Annotated in this window: 14 protein-coding genes; 4 read left to right on the forward strand and 10 right to left on the reverse strand. The window is 51.7% G+C overall.

Annotated features, from left to right (window positions below; genetic code table 11):
- Positions 1-64: 64 nt before the first annotated feature.
- Positions 65-832 carry a basic amino acid ABC transporter substrate-binding protein gene (locus R5268_RS08005; RefSeq protein WP_046892383.1) on the reverse strand — a complete coding sequence of 256 codons (768 nt, stop codon included), beginning with the start codon at positions 830-832 and terminating at the stop codon, positions 65-67.
- A gap of 254 nt (positions 833-1,086) precedes the next feature.
- Positions 1,087-1,671: a hypothetical protein gene (locus R5268_RS08010; protein ID WP_317419134.1), complete on the reverse strand. Its 585-nt coding sequence runs from the start codon at positions 1,669-1,671 to the stop codon at positions 1,087-1,089.
- A 66-nt stretch (positions 1,672-1,737) separates the two neighbouring features.
- On the opposite strand from R5268_RS08010, the gene aac(3) reads away from it, so the two are divergent.
- Positions 1,738-2,577, forward strand: coding sequence for an aminoglycoside 3-N-acetyltransferase (gene aac(3), locus R5268_RS08015; protein WP_218455430.1), 840 nt, complete (start codon positions 1,738-1,740; stop codon positions 2,575-2,577).
- A gap of 43 nt (positions 2,578-2,620) precedes the next feature.
- On the opposite strand, the gene R5268_RS08020 is transcribed toward aac(3), so the two are convergent.
- Genes R5268_RS08020 through R5268_RS08030 form a run of 3 tightly spaced genes read right to left on the reverse strand, consistent with a single transcriptional unit; the run spans position 2,621 to position 4,879 of the window.
- Positions 2,621-3,547 carry a phosphatidate cytidylyltransferase gene (locus R5268_RS08020; RefSeq protein ID WP_218455431.1) on the reverse strand — a complete coding sequence of 309 codons (927 nt, stop codon included), beginning with the start codon at positions 3,545-3,547 and terminating at the stop codon, positions 2,621-2,623.
- Positions 3,537-4,214, reverse strand: coding sequence for a lysophospholipid acyltransferase family protein (locus R5268_RS08025; RefSeq protein WP_112550436.1), 678 nt, complete (start codon positions 4,212-4,214; stop codon positions 3,537-3,539). Before R5268_RS08025 ends, R5268_RS08020 begins: the two co-directional genes overlap by 11 nt.
- On the reverse strand, positions 4,211-4,879 hold the full coding sequence (locus R5268_RS08030; protein WP_218455432.1) for a CDP-alcohol phosphatidyltransferase family protein: 669 nt from the start codon (positions 4,877-4,879) through the stop codon (positions 4,211-4,213). The genes R5268_RS08025 and R5268_RS08030 overlap by 4 nt, the downstream gene beginning before the upstream one ends.
- A 216-nt stretch (positions 4,880-5,095) precedes the next feature.
- On the opposite strand from R5268_RS08030, the gene metC reads away from it, so the two are divergent.
- On the forward strand, positions 5,096-6,277 hold the full coding sequence (gene metC, locus R5268_RS08035; RefSeq protein ID WP_317419135.1) for a cystathionine beta-lyase: 1,182 nt from the start codon (positions 5,096-5,098) through the stop codon (positions 6,275-6,277).
- A 52-nt stretch (positions 6,278-6,329) separates the two neighbouring features.
- Here the strand turns inward: metC and tyrP are convergent, their stop codons facing one another.
- From tyrP to ubiG, 5 genes are all read right to left on the reverse strand, one after another.
- The gene (gene tyrP, locus R5268_RS08040; RefSeq protein ID WP_410795825.1) at positions 6,330-7,475 is read right to left on the reverse strand and encodes a tyrosine transporter TyrP; all 1,146 of its coding nucleotides are present in this window, start codon (positions 7,473-7,475) and stop codon (positions 6,330-6,332) included.
- Positions 7,476-7,684: 209 nt separating this feature from the next.
- Positions 7,685-7,951 (reverse strand): class I ribonucleotide reductase maintenance protein YfaE, encoded by a 267-nt coding sequence (yfaE, locus tag R5268_RS08045; RefSeq protein ID WP_046892376.1) that lies wholly within the window; start codon positions 7,949-7,951, stop codon positions 7,685-7,687.
- The gene (nrdB, locus tag R5268_RS08050) at positions 7,951-9,081 is read right to left on the reverse strand and encodes a class Ia ribonucleoside-diphosphate reductase subunit beta (protein WP_107679427.1); all 1,131 of its coding nucleotides are present in this window, start codon (positions 9,079-9,081) and stop codon (positions 7,951-7,953) included. Before nrdB ends, yfaE begins: the two co-directional genes overlap by 1 nt.
- Positions 9,082-9,091: 10 nt before the next feature.
- Positions 9,092-11,386: a class 1a ribonucleoside-diphosphate reductase subunit alpha gene (gene nrdA / locus R5268_RS08055; protein WP_107679369.1), complete on the reverse strand. Its 2,295-nt coding sequence runs from the start codon at positions 11,384-11,386 to the stop codon at positions 9,092-9,094.
- A gap of 376 nt (positions 11,387-11,762) precedes the next feature.
- Positions 11,763-12,488 (reverse strand): bifunctional 2-polyprenyl-6-hydroxyphenol methylase/3-demethylubiquinol 3-O-methyltransferase UbiG, encoded by a 726-nt coding sequence (gene ubiG, locus R5268_RS08060; RefSeq protein WP_052927406.1) that lies wholly within the window; start codon positions 12,486-12,488, stop codon positions 11,763-11,765.
- Between the two features lie 190 nt (positions 12,489-12,678).
- Here ubiG and gyrA point away from each other — a divergent pair, with 190 nt between their 5' ends.
- Both gyrA and rcsC read left to right on the forward strand, forming a co-directional pair.
- Positions 12,679-15,294 (forward strand): DNA topoisomerase (ATP-hydrolyzing) subunit A, encoded by a 2,616-nt coding sequence (gyrA, locus tag R5268_RS08065; protein WP_107679368.1) that lies wholly within the window; start codon positions 12,679-12,681, stop codon positions 15,292-15,294.
- Positions 15,295-15,467: 173 nt separating this feature from the next.
- Positions 15,468-18,314 (forward strand): two-component system sensor histidine kinase RcsC, encoded by a 2,847-nt coding sequence (gene rcsC / locus R5268_RS08070; protein ID WP_317419137.1) that lies wholly within the window; start codon positions 15,468-15,470, stop codon positions 18,312-18,314.
- Positions 18,315-18,378 lie beyond the last annotated feature (64 nt).

The raw sequence follows: 18,378 nt of genomic DNA on the forward strand, positions 1-18,378 counted from the left end.
TCCATCCTGAAAAAACAGTTCAAACCCGCCGCAGGAGCGGGTTTCTCATCAGATAAATAATAAATTACTGCGCGGGCAGGGAAGGTACGTCGTTATCGAACCATTTCTGATAGATCTTGGCATAAGTTCCGTCAGCAATGATTTTTGCCAGACCCCGGTTAATTTTTTCCTGTAATTCGGTATTACCTTTGGCGACGGCAATCCCGAAATACTGTTTTTCAAAATGATTGTCGTAAATCAGTTTAAATTTCTTATCCGGATGGGTTTTGATATAAAACTTCACTACCCCGACATCGCCGACAGCTGCATCAACACCGTCTTCATATAATTCCTGTAACAGCAGCGGGGTATTATCGAACCGTTTGATGGCAGTGCTGTTTTTACCTAGCACATCAGAAACCACAATATCTCCGGTGCTGGAGTTCACCACACCGACGTTATATTTGCTCAGTTCAGATAATGCGCTTATCGGTGAATTTTCATTCACCACAATCGCCTGTTCTGCCGGGAAATACGGGGCGGAGAAATCCACCATCTGCTTCCGTTTGTCAGTAATGGTGATACCGGAGATTAAAATATCGCGATCCCCGGCGGACAGTGTGGCGAAAATACCTTCCCACGGCGTGTTGATTAATTTGACATCAAAATCTTCGGCAGCGGCGACCGCTTTAATAATATCGATATCAAACCCTTCGAGTTGTTTTTCACTGTTCTCAAATTCAAACGGACGATAGGTGCCGCCGGCACCAACCACATAAGTTTCTTTGGCCTGACTTACCCCGGTGAATGCTAATAGTGATAAACAGCCTGCAAAGACCAATTTCTTAAACATAACAACCTCATTTTTATGCGTGATTTTTAATTAAAAATACATAAATATTCATTTAATGGCAATAACTATTTAAAAATAAGCAAAGAGGCAGCAGATGATCAGCCTGCGGGACAGCGCAGGCAGAGTCTTATACGGGAAATTAAGAAAAACAGAGCGGATGTGGCGGAACGTGCGGCGGGACGTGACAATTTATACAGATTAATACCGCCTTAATATCCGGCAGGCAGATCCGGATCAGAATACACCGGCTGATGTCAGTGGTGTGATGCGGTGCGGGTGAACCGCATCATCCCCCAATAACTGTTGTGTGTTTTTTCTGTCAGTTGCCAGCCGGATTGTTCCAGTGCGGGACGAAGTGCATGATTGATAATCCGGTGCGCCATGACCAGCACAGCACCGTGTTCCTGTGCATAACCAGCCAGGATGTTGGCAGCGTTTTGCGCCCGTTCACGCACCTGTGCCACGGAGGGAACGGATTTTCCGCCACCCGCCAGCCACAACAGGCGGAATGCCGTCACCCACAACATCGGCGGCAGTTTTACCGGCATCAGCAGTGCAGGTGAGAACAGCGGAAGTACGGCTTCATGCAGTTCGTCAATAATGGCGCAGGGGGTGATCCCGAGTGCTGCCAGTGATGCCGTGGTACGGAACAGCGGGCTGGCCACCGGGAAATAGCGGGATAACTCCTCTGCGGATAAGGATAACGGCGGGGAGGATGGCGGAATAATGCCCCCCGTATCATATTCTGCCAGCCAGGCATGCAGATCACGCAGTGCCAGCGGCGTTTTCTTATCCGGTACCGGTTCCCCGTGACGGATCAGCAGGATTTCCTGAATCATGTTATTCCCTTAAATAATAAAAACAGCGGATTACCCGAATCAATAATATAAATACAAGGTGCTGAAATGCAAAAAATGATTGCTGTTGGTGATGAATATTACTGGTCACAGCCGGTGCTGGCAGAACAACTGCGGGTACTCGGTTTACAGCCGGGAGATACGGTGATGGTACATGCTTCTCTGCGTGCAGCCGGGCCATGTCTCAACGGCGCGGATGACCTTATTGATGCACTTTTACAGTGTACCGGTGAGAACGGCACACTGCTGTGTTATGTCAACTGGCTGGAAAATTATGAAGACAGCACCGGGGATGACGGATGTGTCCCGGCGGTACTGAAACCGCTGATTACGCCGTTTGATGTGCGGACCTCCCGGGCAAATCCGGATCATGGTGTGTTTGCCGAATGTTTCCGTACCCGGCCGGGCGCGCTGCGCAGTGCGAATCCGGGGGCCTCTGTCGCGGCAATCGGTGCAAAAGCGACATATTTTACGGAAAATCATCCGCTGTGTTACGGGTATGGTGAGGATTCACCGTTTGCACGGCTGGTGGCTGAGGATGGTAAGGTTTTGATGCCGGGGGCGCCGGCGGATACCATGAGTCTGCTGCATCATGCGGAAAGCATTGCACCGCTGAGGAATAAACGCATCCGCCGCAAAGAATTACCGCTGCGCCGGGCTGACGGCAGTACGGACTGGGTGATGAGTGAGGAGTTTGATACGGCGGACCCGGTGTGTGACTGTTTTCCGGAAGGCTATTTTGCACAGATTGTCGCGGATTTTTGTCAGCAGAATAACAACGTGCGGCAGGGAAATGTTGGTAGTGCGGCGGCATTGCTGGTCAGTGCGCGGGAGATGCGGGATTTTGCGGTCAGCTGGATGATGGCGTATCAGCATAATGCGGGGTAACCGGTGAACCGGTGCGGCGGATCACCACACCGGTTTTCTGTTATCAGGTATAAAAATATTTCAGCACATGGAAGAAGACCGGGGCGGCAAAGCAAAGGGAGTCCAGTCTGTCCATCATGCCGCCGTGACCCTCAATCATCGCACCGAAATCTTTGATCCCGCTGTCCCGCTTGATAGCGGACATACACAATCCGCCCGCAAAACCGGCCAGGCAAATCATCAGTGAGAGCAGGAAGGCGGCCCACGGACTGAACGGAGTGGCCCACCACAGCGCCATCCCGACCAGGCTGGCACTGACGATCCCGCCGATAAAGCCCTCAATGGTTTTATTCGGGCTCAGTTTCGGCACAATCGGGTGCTTGCCGAACAGCTTACCGAATACGTATTGCAGCACATCGGAAATCTGAACCACGATCATCAGAAACAGCAGCAGATTGATATTATCCGTAAAACCCGGGATCGGCAGAACCAGCAGTGCAGGGGCATAACTGAGGCAGTAAACTGCAATCATCACACTCCACTGGATTTTTGCCATCCGCTCCAGGAAATGGCGGGTATCGCCGGACAGCACCATCCGGGTCGGGATAAACAGGAAGGCATATACCGGGATAAAGACCGCCAGCAGGTTATACCACTGGATACCGACCAGTACATACTGTACCGGCAGGATGATAAAGAAGCACCAGAACAGTGCGCCGTGGTCGGCGCGGTGTGTCGGGGTCAGCGTGATAAGCTCACGCAGTGCCAGCAGGGACATGAAGGCAAACAGCACCACCGAACCGATTGGTCCGATACTGATAGCGACAGCCGCAATGATACACATCAGCCACCAGGCACGGATGCGGGCATTGAGGTTGCTGATAACGGAGGTATTTCCCTTAATCTGTTTCAGGATCAGACCGATAACCGTTGCCACCGCCAGGAACCCGAACAGTCCGCTGAAGATCCAGAATAATTCATTATCTTTCATGATGTATTGCCTCTAACGCCAGGCGGGTCCGCACTAAAAAGTCCGCTTTGCTCTCTTCTTCTCCGGCCGGTTCAGCCGGGGCACCGAATGTGGCAGTGCAGATCACCGGCACAACCAGCCGCGAGCCTTTCGGCAGTACACGGTTGAGATTTTCCAGATACACCGGTACCAGTACGGCATCCGGATTATTACGTGATAAATGCCAGAGTCCGGCTTTGAAATCCTGAATTTTTTCACCGTCGCCGCGCGTGCCTTCCGGGAACAAAATCAGGGAATCCCCGCTGTTGAGGACGTTTTGCATCACGTCCAGCGGATTTTCAGCCGGGGTGGCATTCTGCTGCTCATTGTCAGCGGCCGGTTCAATTTTTTTACCGCGGGCGATCAGCACCGCGCCGAATATGCGTTTGGCAATATAACGGCGGAACCGGGTTTTATCCCAGTAATCCTGAGCGGCGACCGGGTGAACATGTTTGCGTGCCGCGTTGCTCAGGCAGGACCAAATCACCAGCCCGTCGAGATGACTGGAGTGGTTGGCGTAATAAATACAGGGTTTGCCTTCCGGCAGCGGAGCGTTCTGCTTTGCACGGATGCCGGTCAGAAACCGGCATACCGACACCAGCAGCGCCGAGACAATTTTTTGATCCGGCGAAAACGTTTTACGGGTCATCCTTTATTATCCTTATGTAAATCCGCTATCAGTATGCGGGTACGGCGCACAGCAGTCCAGAGTGCGCCAAGGGCGATCACCCACAGGATGATAAGAAACAGCCACTGAGCCTGATACAGCGGGATAAAACAGGCGGCAACGGTACCTGCTGTCAGTAGTGCCATCCGGTGCTGTTTTGCCATCGGACCGGAAAATTTCTGCGGTTGCTCGCAACTGCCGCCGAGTACGCGGACATAGGCAGTCATCATCGCCATCAGGGCGGCCGCCCAGCCCAGTTGCGGGGCATAGGCCACAAAACCGGCCAGCCCGTAACCGGTAATAACGAGAATAAGGCTGTCTGAGATACGATCCGGCAAATCATTAAAGACGGCACCGGCAGGGCTGCGCAGTCCGCCTTCCACCGCGACCATTCCGTCCAGCAGATTGCAGATAAGCCGCCCCTGTATCATCAGCGCCGTCAGCAGAAACAGGACGATACGCAGCACAGTGAGTTCACTGTTCAGTGCACCATATAAGGCGGCAGCGGCGAACAATGCACAGACAGAACCGGCAACAGAGATACCATTCGGTGTTGCGCCGCGCCGTTGCAGCAGGCGGGCGGCAGCGGTCGCCCAGCGGGTCTGCCGGGCCTTTATCGGACGTCTGTCCCTGATTTCTGATTCCATATTCTTTCCGTCATGTGAAAATTAATCTGTTGATAATATAAGGTTTCGTGGCTTATTAATAATAGTGATGCGGCAAAATCGTTAAATATTTTGTTATACAGCCGATTGTGCGGGTGGTGCGGATAACGGCATATCTTAGCTGAAAAGCGACTAAGGAAAGCGCCGCCCTTATGGCAGGATAACGGTGTAACCAGGCAGACTATTATTGAGGTGATTATGTCAGAACAATCCCGCCGTTCTTTGCAGAGAGAAACCCGGCTGACGCAAAGCGGCCGTAACCCGGCAGCGCAGCACGGATTTGTGAATACCCCGGTATACCGCGGCTCCACGGTTGTGTTTCCGTCGTATGATGCACTGATCAACCGCCGTGCGGAATTCCATTACGGCACGGACGGTACACCGACGATTGCGGCACTGGAAAATGCCTGGAGTGAGCTGACCGGTGCCGCAGGCACGGTTCTATCCCCGTCGGGACTCGGTGCCGTGACTCTGGCTCTGCTGACCACACTGAAGAGTGGCGACCATCTGCTGATGACCGATTCTGTCTATCACCCGACCCGGCAGTTATGCGGCGGTCTGCTGGCGAAGATGGGAGTCACCACCACCTATTATGACCCGCTGATCGGTGCGGGGATTGAATCCCTTATCCGTCCGGAAACAACCGTGATTTTCCTTGAATCCCCCGGCTCCCAGACCTTTGAGGTGCAGGATGTTCCGGCGATTACGGCGGTGGCAAAACGTCATCATATTACGACTGTTATTGATAATACCTGGGCGACTCCGCTCTTTTTCCGTGCTCATGAACACGGCTGCGATATCTCCCTTGAAGCCGGAACCAAATATCCCGGCGGCCATTCCGATGTGCTGATGGGGCTTATTTCCGCCAATGAACAGTGGTGGCCGGAACTGCGCAAAACCTACGATCAGATGGCGATGCTGCCGGGAGCTGAAGATTGTTTCCTGGTTCTGCGCGGGCTGCGCACGCTGCACATCCGGCTGAAGGAGGCGCAGAACCGGGCTCTGAAAGTCGCGGAGTGGTTACAGTCCCGTCCGGAAGTCAGCAAAGTGCTGCATCCGGCATTTCCGGGATGCCCGGGACATGAGATCTGGAAGCGGGATTTCACCGGGTCGTCCGGTCTGTTCTCTGTGGTGCTGGATGAAAAATATACCCCGGGTGATCTGGCCGGAATGCTCGACGGTCTGGATATTTTTGCTATGGGGTATTCCTGGGGTGGCTTTGAGAGCCTGATTATCCCGTTTGACTGCAGCCGTTACCGGACCGTTACCCGCTGGCCGCCGGGCGGGCTGACGCTGCGCCTGCAAATCGGTCTGGAAGACACCGATGACCTGATCGCGGATTTAACCGCCGGATTTGAACGGCTGAATGCAGTGCACTGAGATACAAAAGAATCAGCCCGGGGTGACCGGGCTGATTCTCAGAAAGGTGATATCAAATATTCGGCAGATAACCGGCGCTTTTGATGAACTCAATAGAGACCACCAGCAGGCCGAACAGGAAGATAAAGAGCAGTACACCATTACCGCCTGCAACACGGTAAGCACCGGCTTTCGGGTTCTGCCGTACTTTCCACGCTAATAATGATGGCAGGATCAGCGCCAGGAAGGAGAGCGCCATCGCGGCATACGCCAGTGCACCGGTGAAGCTTTTGTAATACAGGGCACAGATAAGCGGCAGAGCGAACGTCAGAATCCCGGTCTGAGTACGGCCGAATGCGGAGTTTTTGCGTCTGAACAGATCGGCCAGGTAGTCAAATAACCCCAGCGCCACGCCCAGGAACGAAGTGGCCAGTGCCAGATCCATAAACAGACTGACTGCGATATCCACATATTTATTGGCAACGGTTTCGCTGAGTGCGGTCAGTAACCCGTCAAGGCCGGATTTCTGCGCCAGAATACCGAAGAAGGTATCAGACGGGATCGCGCCGAGGGTCGCAACCTGCCACAGCAGATACGCCACCAGCGGAATGGCACTGCCGGTCAGGAAAATAAAGCGCAGCTTTTTGCTGTCGCCGTTCATGTAATTAACCAGGCTCGGCACACTGCCGTGGAAACCAAAAGAGGTAAACACCAGAGGGATAGCGGAAAGCACCAGACCGTTCTGGATCGGCATGCTGACAAGGTTAGTCATATTCACATGCGGCATCATGACGGCGAGCATGATGATCAGAAAGATAATTTTGCCGGTGAACAGGATACGGTTGATAAAATCAACGGAGTGAGTTCCGACACACACCACAAGGCCACCCACGAGGGTGAAGATGATAGTAGCCGTACCCGGTGTAACGGATAATTTCCACCAGTTTTGCAGGCTGGCGGAGATCATTTCCCCGGCGCCGCCGATATACGCGGTCGTCAGCGCATACATCAGCAATAACATGCTGAAACCGGTCAGGAGCTGACCCGGTAATCCGAGGTATTGACGGGCGACACTGCCTAAGCCGGTATCCGGTGAACTGTACTGATAAACTTCAACCATCAGTAATGCGGTATAACTCATGATAGCCCACAGGCCGATCAGAATAACCGCAATGACCGGAAAACCGATCCCCGCAGCCGCCAGGGGCATTGCCAGCATACCGGCACCGATCGTTGTTCCCGCAACAATCAGAACACTGCCGAGTGTACGATTTTTCACCAAAACCTCATGATATTTCAATCAATAATATGTGAGCAAAGCGTAATGAAAAACCGGAAAGGTGTCAAATTTAAATTACGTATATCGTAAAGATATCGTTACACTACGGGCGTAAAAAAACCGGATTGCTGATCCGGTCACATTATCATTCAGAGTTCGATTTCAATATCACTCAGCGGGTAACAACTGCAGGGCAGAATTTCACCGTCATTAATAAACGCCACCGGCCGCTGCCGGTAACCGACTTTTCCGCGCTTCAGGCGGACACGGCAGGCACCGCAATAGCCTTCGCGACACTGGTATTCCACCGGGACGGATTGTTCGAGTGTATTGAGCAGGTTGTTGTGTTCTTCACTGACATAATGCAGATGAATACCCTGCATGTTGCCATGCAGGGTGACTTTATAGCGGGACATCAGAGCTCGAAGTTACTCAGTTCGTCAGTATTAACTTCAGAGTCAATCTGACCGACCAGATAGGAGCTGACTTCCACTTCCTGTGGTGCCACCTGGACGTTATCCGATACCAGCCATGCGTTGATCCACGGAATCGGATTCGAACGGACGCTGAACGGCAGAGGCAGACCCACCGCCTGCATACGGATATTGGTGATATATTCCACATACTGACACAGGATATCTTTATTCAGACCGATCATGGAGCCGTTGCAGAACAGGTAATCTGCCCACTCTTTTTCCTGCTCCGCTGCGCGGACAAACAGGTCATAGCAATCCTGCTCACACTCTTTGGCGATTTCCGCCATTTCCGGGTCATCCTGGCCGCTGCGCAGCAGGTTAAGCATATGCTGGGTGCCGGTCAGGTGCAGGGCTTCATCACGGGCGATCAGTTTGATGATTTTGGCGTTACCTTCCATCAGTTCGCGCTCGGCAAAGGCAAAGGAGCAGGCGAAACTGACATAGAAACGAATCGCTTCCAGTGCGTTGACACTCATCAGGCACAGATAAAGCTGACGTTTCAGGGCGCGCAGGGTAACCGTAAAGGTTTTACCGTTTGCCGTGTGCGTACCTTCACCAAACATATGATATTCATTGGTCATCCGGATCAGGTCATCATAATAGCCGGAAATATCTTCCGCACGCTTGATGATCTCTTCGTTTGCCACGATATCATCGAACACCACCGCAGGGTCATTCACGATATTACGGATAATATGCGTGTAAGAACGGGAGTGAATGGTTTCCGAGAAAGACCAGGTTTCGACCCAGGTTTCCAGCTCCGGAATGGAGATCAGCGGCAGCAGTGCCACATTCGGGCTGCGGCCCTGGATGGAATCCAGCAGGGTCTGGTATTTCAGGTTACTGATGAAAATGTGTTTTTCGTGATCCGGCAGGGCATTGTAGTCAATGCGGTCGCGGGACACGTCCACTTCTTCCGGACGCCAGAAGAAGGAGAGCTGTTTTTCAATCAGTGATTCAAAAATCGGGTACTTCTGCTGATCATAACGGGCAACGTTTACCGGCTGCCCGAAGAACATCGGCTCTTTGAGCTGATCATTGTGTACCTGTGAAAATGTTGTATAAGCCATTCTGTTTACCTTAAATTTTACACGCGCCGCCTTCACAGCCATCATCGTCGGCGATAACCACTTCCTCAGGGAGATCTTCCTGGGTATCTTCCGCGCCATCGCGGGTATTGTGGTAATAAAGTGTTTTTACACCGTATTTATAAGCCAGCAGCAAATCTTTCAGTAACTGGTTCATCGGCACTTTGCCGCTCGGGAACCGGGTCGGGTCATAGTTGGTGTTGGACGAAATTGCCTGGTCGACAAATTTCTGCATAATTCCCACCAGCTGGAGATAGCCCTCGTTACCCGGCATCTGCCATAACAGCTCATAGGCAGATTTCAGGCGCTCATACTCCGGCACCACCTGACGCAGAATACCGTCTTTCGAGGCTTTCACGCTGATATAGCCACGTGGAGGCTCAATACCGTTGGTGGCATTGGAAATCTGCGATGATGTCTCTGACGGCATCAGGGCGGACAGGGTGGAGTTACGCAGACCGTGTTTTTTGATCTCTTCGCGCAAGCCTTCCCAGTCATAATGCAGTGGTTCGTTAGTCAGCTGATCCAGGGTTTTCTTGTACGTGTCGATCGGCAGAATACCCTGTGAATAGGTGGTTTCGTTAAACCACGGACATGCACCGTACTCTTTCGCCAGCTCATTGGAGGCTTTCAGCAGGTAATACTGAATAGCTTCAAAGGTGCGGTGAGTCAGGTTGTTTGCGCTGCCGTCAGAATAGCGCACGCCGTGTTTCGCCAGATAATAAGCGAAGTTAATCACACCGATACCCAGGGTACGGCGGCCCATTGAGCCTTTACGTGCCGCTTCAATCGGATAATCCTGGTAATCGAGCAGGGCATCAAGGGCGCGTACTGCCAGGATTGCCAGCTCTTCCAGCTCATCGAGGTTCTCAATAGCACCCAGGTTGAACGCAGACAGCGTACACAGTGCGATTTCCCCGTTCGGATCATTCATGTCGTTGAGCGGTTTGGTCGGCAGGGCGATTTCCAGACACAGGTTGGACTGGCGCACCGGCGCGATAAACGGGTCAAACGGGCTGTGGGTATTACAGTGATCCACGTTCTGGATATAGATACGGCCGGTAGACGCACGTTCCTGCATCATCAGGGAGAACAGTTCCACCGCTTTCAGCGTCTGTTTGCGGATTGACGGATCTTTCTCGTACTGCGCATAAAGACGCTCGAACGCATCCTGGTCGGCGAAGAACGCGTCATATAACCCCGGCACATCCGACGGACTGAACAGGGTGATATCCTGGCCTTTGATCAGGCGCTCATACATCAGTTTGTTGATCTGGACGCCGTAGTCGAGGTGGCGGACACGGTTGCCCTCAACACCACGGTTGTTTTTCAGCACCAGCAGGCTTTCCACTTCCAGATGCCATATCGGGTAGAACAGCGTTGCCGCACCACCGCGCACACCGCCCTGAGAGCAGGATTTTACCGCGGTCTGGAAATGTTTGTAGAACGGGATACAGCCGGTATGGAATGCTTCACCGCCGCGGATCGGGCTGCCGAGTGCACGGATACGGCCCGCATTGATACCGATACCGGCACGCTGGGACACGTATTTGACAATCGCACCGGAGGTCGCGTTGATGGAATCCAGGCTGTCGCCGCACTCGATCAGCACACAGGAGCTGAACTGGCGGGTCGGGGTGCGGACACCGGCCATGATCGGTGTCGGCAGGGAAATTTTAAAGGTTGACGTGGCGTCATAAAACCGGCGGATATAATCCAGACGGGTCTCTTTCGGGTAATGCGAGAACAGACAGGCCGCAACCAGGATATACAGGAACTGTGCACTTTCATACACTTCACCGGTAACGCGGTTCTGAACCAGATACTTTCCTTCCAGCTGTTTGACGGCGGCGTAGGAGAAATTCATGTCACGCCAGTGATCGATGAACTCATTCATCTGGTCAAACTCAGCTTCGGTATAATCGGTTAACAGATTTTCGTCATATTTACCGGCGGCAACCATTTTCTGCACATGCGCATATAACGCAGGCGGCTCAAACTGGCCGTAGGCTTTTTTACGCAGGTTAAAAATGGCCAGGCGGGCGGACAGATACTGATAATCCGGCGTTTCAGCGGAGATCAGGTCAGCAGCCGCCTTAATCATGGTTTCATGAATATCTGCGGTACGGATCCCGTCGTAGAACTGAATCTGGGAACGTAACTCGACCTGAGAGACAGAGACATTATTCAGGCCTTCAGCCGCCCAGGTAATGACGCGGTGGATTTTGTCTAAATCGATACGTTCTTTGTGACCATCACGTTTGGTAACAAGCAGATTCTGGTTCATCAGTTGATATACCCTGTTTTGAAAATGACACCTTATTGTGATTAACGCGCTGATAACGTGTATCCGCCCGATAAAAAACGATCCCCGGAACAAATATTCCGGGAAAGTCAATAGCGGGCGCTGAGCGATTTAAACACAAGATGTAGTGTGTCTGTAAAAGATGGGTAACAAGATAATGATAAATGCGCTCCGGATCAAGTGCATAAAATCAGGATCTTTTGTGGATAACTTGAGGATAGTCACCCGCTGACAGAGTGGTAAGCACCGAGATCACTGACAAAATGAAACTGTGCTTACCTTGTTACGCAAAGCGATAATTTTAGAAAAATGCGATTTGTTTGGCGTTTTATTAATCGGCGGAGCAATTAACTTGACACTATAAAATAAAACGCGTATGCAACATATAATTTACATCCACATTAGGTGCCAGCCAGAATTTATCGCTTAACGGATTGTAATGTAAGCCGGTCATATGCTGCTCACGCAGGCCGGTGTTATTCAGCCAGTCAATCAGTTCTGCCGGACGGATAAATTTTTTCGCGTCGTGTGTGCCGGGCGGAACCATCTTCAGGATATATTCTGCTGCGATAACTGCCATAAACCAGGCTTTTTTGTTGCGGTTAATGGTGGAGAACACCACATCGCCCCCCGGCTTCACCAGGCGGGCACAGGCCCGTACCACGGAGGCAGGGTCGGGTACGTGCTCCAGCATCTCCATGCAGGTCACCACATCATACTGCTGTGCATGCTGCTCAGCGTGCTGTTCAACGGTTTCCTGAACATAGGTGATATCCGTACCGCTTTCCAGGGCATGCAGGCGCGCAACCTGAAGCGGTTCGGTGCCCATGTCCAGTCCGGTGACGTCCGCACCTTCCCGCGCCATACTTTCTGCCAGAATTCCGCCACCGCAGCCGACATCCAGCACTTTCTTTCCGAATACACCGTTAACCCGCTGCTGAATATAGGCCAGACGCAGCGGATTGATCCGGTGCAGCGGTTTAAATTCACCCTCAAGATCCCACCAGCGTGAGGCAACATCCTCAAATTTTTTAATTTCGGCAGGATCGACGTTGGCTGTCAGCGGGGAAGCGGTATCATTCATGGTCTTTATTCTCTCTCTTGCTGCGGCAGAACCTGCCGGAATACGCGATGGCGTCAGTATACAATGCCGGACGCGGATGCGTCAGAAATAAAATACTCTCCCGATTTCTCTATCTCTTTTTTTAAACATTGGCGATTTGTGGTATAGTTCCACACCTTTGAATCCGGAGTGAATGAGGGATACTGGCTCCATGAGCGACAATGCCAAAGAAATCTTGCCCGTTAACATCGAAGAAGAGCTGAAAAGCTCATATCTGGATTACGCCATGTCCGTTATTGTCGGACGCGCACTCCCCGATGTCAGGGATGGTCTGAAACCGGTTCACCGCCGCGTGTTATTCGCGATGAAAGAACTGGGTAACGACTGGAATAAAGCCTATAAAAAGTCTGCCCGTGTGGTCGGGGACGTGATCGGTAAATATCACCCTCATGGTGACAGTGCTGTGTATGAAACGATTGTCCGTCTGGCTCAGCCGTTCTCAATGCGCTATATGCTGGTGGATGGCCAGGGTAACTTTGGTTCAATCGACGGTGACTCCGCAGCAGCAATGCGTTATACGGAAGTCCGTATGGCGAAAATTGCCCATGAACTGTTAGCCGACATTGATAAAGAAACCGTGGATTTTGTACCGAACTATGACGGTACTGAAATGATCCCGGAAGTGATGCCGACCCGCATCCCGAACCTGCTGGTTAATGGTTCATCCGGTATTGCTGTCGGGATGGCAACCAATATTCCGCCGCATAACCTGGGTGAAGTCATCGACGGCTGCCTGGCCTATATTAATGATGAAGATATCAGCATCGAAGGCCTGATGGAGCACATCCCGGGTCCTGATTTCCCGACTGCTGCTATTATCAACGGCCGCCGCGGTATCCTCGATGCTTACCGCACCGGCCGCGGTAAAATTCATATCCGTGCCCGCGCCGAAGTGGAAACGGATGAAAAATCCGGCCGTGAAACCATTATCGTTAATGAAATTCCGTATCAGGTGAACAAAGCCCGCCTGATTGAGAAAATCGCCGAGCTGGTTAAAGAGAAACGTCTGGAAGGCATCAGCGCACTGCGTGATGAATCCGATAAAGACGGTATGCGCATTGTGATTGAAATCAAACGCGATGCGGTCGGCGAAGTGGTACTGAACAACCTGTATCTGCTGACGCAGATGCAGACCACGTTTGGTATCAATATGGTTGCCCTGCATCAGGGACAGCCGAAGATCCTCAATCTCAAAGAGATTATCAGTGCGTTCGTGCGCCACCGCCGTGAAGTGGTGACCCGCCGGACAATTTACGAATTACGCAAAGCCCGTGAACGTGCCCATATCCTTGAAGGTCTGGCGATTGCACTGGCCAATATCGACCCGATTATCGAGCTTATCCGTCGTGCACCGACGCCTGCGGAAGCAAAAGCCGGTTTACTGGCACAGGCATGGGAACTGGGTACCGTTGCAGCAATGCTGGCCGGTGCCGGTGATGATGCCGCACGTCCGGAAGGCCTGGATGAGCAGTTTGGTATCCGCGACGGTCTGTATCATCTGACCGAAGTTCAGGCTCAGGCAATTCTGGATCTGCGTCTGCAGAAACTGACCGGCCTGGAGCATGAAAAACTGCTCGATGAATACCGTGAGTTACTGGAACTGATCGCCGGTCTGTTGCATATCCTGCAAAGCCCTGAGCGCCTGATGGAAGTTATCCGTGAAGAGCTTCAGGCAGCAAAAGATCAGTTCAATGATGCGCGCCGTACTGATATCACCGAAAACACCGCTGATATCAACATTGAAGATCTGATCAGTCAGGAAGATGTCGTGGTGACACTGTCCCATCAGGGCTATGTGAAGTACCAGCCACTGACGGACTATGAAGCTCAGCGCCGCGGCGGGAAGGGCAAGTCTGCCGCCCGTATCAAAGAAGAAGATTTTATCGAACGTCTGCTGGTGGCGAACACGCACGACACTATTCTCTGCTTCTCCAATAAAGGGAAGCTGTACTGGCTGAAAGTGTATCAGTTACCGGAAGCCAGCCGTGGTGCCCGGGGCCGTCCGATTATCAACATATTACCGCTGGATCAGGAACAGAACGAGCGTATTACCGCTATCCTGCCTGTCCGTGAATATGAAGAAGGTAAGTTTGTCTTTATGGCAACTGCCAGCGGTACCGTGAAGAAAACCTCCCTTCAGGACTTCAGCCGTCCGCGTAACGCCGGTATTATTGCCGTTAACCTCAACGAGGGCGATGAACTGATTGGTGTTGATCTGACTGACGGCAGTAATGAAGTGATGCTGTTCTCTGCTGACGGTAAAGTTGTCCGCTTTGCGGAAGATGCTGTCCGTGCCATGGGCCGTACTGCAACCGGTGTCCGCGGTATCCGTCTGAGTGGCGATGATGTGGTGGTATCACTGATTATTCCGCGCGGCGAAGGTGAAATCCTGACCGTCACTGAAAACGGCTACGGCAAGCGGACAGCAGAAGCTGAATATCCGACCAAATCCCGTGCCACTCAGGGGGTTATCTCCATTAAAGTGAGTGAGCGTAACGGGAAAGTTGTGGGCGCTATCCAGGTGGATGCGGATGATCAGATTATGATGATCACCGATGCCGGAACGCTGGTTCGTACCCGTGTCTCTGAAGTCAGTATCGTGGGCCGTAATACCCAGGGTGTGACGCTGATCCGTACCGGAGAAGAAGAGAAAGTGGTTGGTTTGCAGCGTGTTGCTGAGCCGGAGGAAGATGAAACTGATTTTTCTGACGACGGCGAAGAAACAGATGCAGCATCTGATGATAATACAGAAGAGAATAATGATTAATATCACCGGTTTCCGGTAATATAAATCAGAAAAACCGATAAAGCAGGAACAATAATATTGTTCCTGCTTTTTATTTACCCCGGGGATTTTGTAAACATCGCACAGTGGTATATCCTAGACATAACAGTCTGAAACCTCATGAATATATCAGATTCATTATTGGCGGAGCCCCCTTGAGATACTTTTCATCTTTCCAGACATCACTGAAAATTTCGCGTTACCTGTTCCGGATCGTCGGTGTGATGTTATGGGGGCTGGGTGCGCTGGTGACGGTATTCTATTTACTGAATATCTATAACGGAATGCGCAATGACATCCGCCAGCAATATTATTCTGATTACGACGCCTTATTAGCCTATTTCCGGCAATCCACCGATATTACCCGCGATATCCGTTATATGAATGAACGGTTTGTCGAAAATAAAGAAGTGCGTCCGGGGGAGCCGGCTGATCGTACCACTGATGGCTTTTTTATTGATTACCGGGCACTGAATACCAAGGGTGACTGCGCGGCTTTCCGTACCGGCAGCGGCCCTTATATTATCGCGTTTAAAGATCTCCTGACCTACTGGCAAAATAATATTGCTGCCCCGACGGGGCTGAATCAGGTTTTTCTGGTCGGCTCGAAAAGTTTATGTATGGTTTCATTTCCGATCCGTAACCTCTCCACCAGCAGCGAAACGCTGCGCAGAATGGTAAATGATTATTCTCAGAACTATTTCCGGCTGAAAAGCCAGGGCAAAGAACGCACGATTTACTGGGCAGCACCCGGCGGCAATCAGGGAATGGCCAGTCTGTTTGTGATGATGCCGCTGTATTACGACGGTCGTTTTCTCGCGCTGATGGGAATCGAGCGTAACCTGCAACTGGAAAACTTTAACCGTCTGCGCGATTTTCCGGCCAATATGGTGATTATTAATGAGCAGGACGATGTCGTGCTCTCCTATCCGGAAGAAATTAACACCCAGAAAAATAAAGACCGTTATCTGGTGGACGATAACTATTTCGGTTATGACGACGGATTTACCCAACTGGTCTTCAAACGCAGACTGGCGCCGTCGATGCTGAGTGTGGTGTATACCACGCCGCTGAATTCAATCTATGAAAAACTGAAATTCCAGATCCTCTACGGTGCGATTCTTAACCTGATTTCCGCCATTATTATCGGGCTGTTTACCTGGCTGCTGGAACGGCGGATATTTATGCCGGCGGAGAACAGCGCAATACGTCTGGAAGAGCACGAGCAGTTTAACCATAAAATTGTGGCCTCCGCGCCTGTCGGGATCTGTATTCTGCGCACCCTTGACGGTACAGCGCTGCTGAGTAATGAGCTGGCTCATAATTACTGGCGCATGCTTTCATTTGAGGATCGTAACCGCATCGGTCTGCTGATAAAAGATAAACGGCAGGGGATGGAGGATATGGTGACCCGTAACGGCGGGCATCTGCAGGTCAGCTTTGTCCATTCGCGTTACCAGAACGAGGAAGTCGCGATTTGTGTGCTGGTGGATATCAGCGCCCGTGTTCAGCTGGAAAGCTCGTTACAGGATGCGGCACAGGCGGCAGAACAGGCTAACCAGTCGAAATCCATGTTCCTTGCCACGGTCAGTCATGAACTGCGTACCCCTCTGTACGGCATTATCGGTAACCTGGAACTGTTACAGTCCATGGCGCATTCACAGGATGCACAGCGTCTGCTTGGCACCATGAATAACTCCTCTTCATTATTACTGAAGATTATCAGTGATATTCTCGATTTCTCTAAAATTGAATCCAAACAGCTGAAAATTGAGCCGAGAGAGTTTAACTTCCGCGAGCATATTCATTTTGTGGTGGCAAACTACCTGCCGCTGGTGGCGAAAAAACACCTTTCTCTGTACTGCTTTATTGAAAAGGACGTACCGGAACTGGTCTGTAATGACCCGGTAAGGATGCAGCAGGTTATCGCCAACCTGTTTAATAACGCGATTAAATATACTCACGTCGGGATGGTGTGCATTCATGTCTATGTCTGCGGTGAATATCTGCATGTGGATATTCAGGATACCGGCGGTGGTATCAGCGGGGATGAACTGCGGCAATTATTCGATCCGTTCTATCAGATAATCCCGAACACAGACAGTCCGTCACAAGGGACCGGGCTGGGCCTGCCTATTTGTGAAAAACTGATCTCTCTGATGGACGGCGATATGATGGTCGAATCGCAGAAAGAGGTCGGCAGTCTGTTCGGGATACGTTTCCCGTGCTATACCGCGTATACGCCCGGTTCTCATGCGGATAGGGTACCGCTGACAGTACCGCTGGTCTTTGAATTCCGTAACGGGGTTCTGGCGGATTACATGCGGCGTTACTGGCAGGATATTGCTCCGGTGCCGGTGTCGCTGTCAGAATGCAGTGATATTTCCGGTGCGGTGGTGATAACGGATGTGGTAACCCCGGAGATGAAACAGGCACGGCTGCTGATTGAACTGGATGCCGGTTATACCGATAAACCGGTGCCGCAGGGCGGTAATCGCTGGCGGCATAATACCCATCAGCTTGATGGGCTGTCTGATTTTGTCTCTGACTGCCTGAATAACCGTCGTCAGGAAGCGGATGAACTGCCGCCGCCGTTGCTGCCTGATAATCAGCAGACACAGCATGTCCGGATACTGATTGTGGATGACCACCCGATTAACCGTCACCTGTTATCTGACCAGCTGCATCTGTTCGGCTTCCATACGGCAACCGCAGATGACGGACTGGATGCGCTTAATTTCCTCGAAACTCATGAAGTGGATATTATTCTGTCGGATGTCAATATGCCGAATATGAACGGTTATGACCTGACACGCACGCTGAGGGAGAAGGGCATGACACTGCCGGTTATCGGGATCACCGCTAACGCCATGGCGGAGGAGCGGGAGCGCTGCCTGGTTTCCGGCATGAATGATTGCCTCTCCAAACCGGTATCCATGCAGGCGCTGAAAACCATGATGCAGCGCTACATCCCGCAGGTTACCCCTCCCGGGCCGGAATGAAAATAATAAACAGCCGGATAAAAAAACGCCATTCATCTGAATGGCGTTTTTGCATCGGTACGGT

The organism is Morganella sp. BCCO 40_0007 (genome assembly GCF_032989665.1).
Classification (GTDB): Bacteria; Pseudomonadota; Gammaproteobacteria; order Enterobacterales; family Enterobacteriaceae; genus Morganella; species Morganella sibonii.

Bases quoted from the DNA above. Each gene is read 5' to 3' on its own strand.
- tyrP (WP_410795825.1), bottom strand. From the start codon at position 7,475: ATGCTGGCAATGCCCCTGGCGGCTGCGGGGATCGGTTTTCCGGTCATT.
- R5268_RS08005 (WP_046892383.1), bottom strand. From the start codon at position 832: ATGTTTAAGAAATTGGTCTTTGCAGGCTGTTTATCACTATTAGCATTC.
- R5268_RS08025 (WP_112550436.1), bottom strand. From the start codon at position 4,214: ATGACCCGTAAAACGTTTTCGCCGGATCAAAAAATTGTCTCGGCGCTG.
- ubiG (WP_052927406.1), bottom strand. From the start codon at position 12,488: ATGAATGATACCGCTTCCCCGCTGACAGCCAACGTCGATCCTGCCGAA.
- R5268_RS08010 (WP_317419134.1), bottom strand. From the start codon at position 1,671: ATGATTCAGGAAATCCTGCTGATCCGTCACGGGGAACCGGTACCGGAT.
- nrdA (WP_107679369.1), bottom strand. From the start codon at position 11,386: ATGAACCAGAATCTGCTTGTTACCAAACGTGATGGTCACAAAGAACGT.
- metC (WP_317419135.1), top strand. From the start codon at position 5,096: ATGTCAGAACAATCCCGCCGTTCTTTGCAGAGAGAAACCCGGCTGACG.
- nrdB (WP_107679427.1), bottom strand. From the start codon at position 9,081: ATGGCTTATACAACATTTTCACAGGTACACAATGATCAGCTCAAAGAG.
- gyrA (WP_107679368.1), top strand. From the start codon at position 12,679: ATGAGCGACAATGCCAAAGAAATCTTGCCCGTTAACATCGAAGAAGAG.
- R5268_RS08030 (WP_218455432.1), bottom strand. From the start codon at position 4,879: ATGGAATCAGAAATCAGGGACAGACGTCCGATAAAGGCCCGGCAGACC.
- yfaE (WP_046892376.1), bottom strand. From the start codon at position 7,951: ATGTCCCGCTATAAAGTCACCCTGCATGGCAACATGCAGGGTATTCAT.
- R5268_RS08020 (WP_218455431.1), bottom strand. From the start codon at position 3,547: ATGAAAGATAATGAATTATTCTGGATCTTCAGCGGACTGTTCGGGTTC.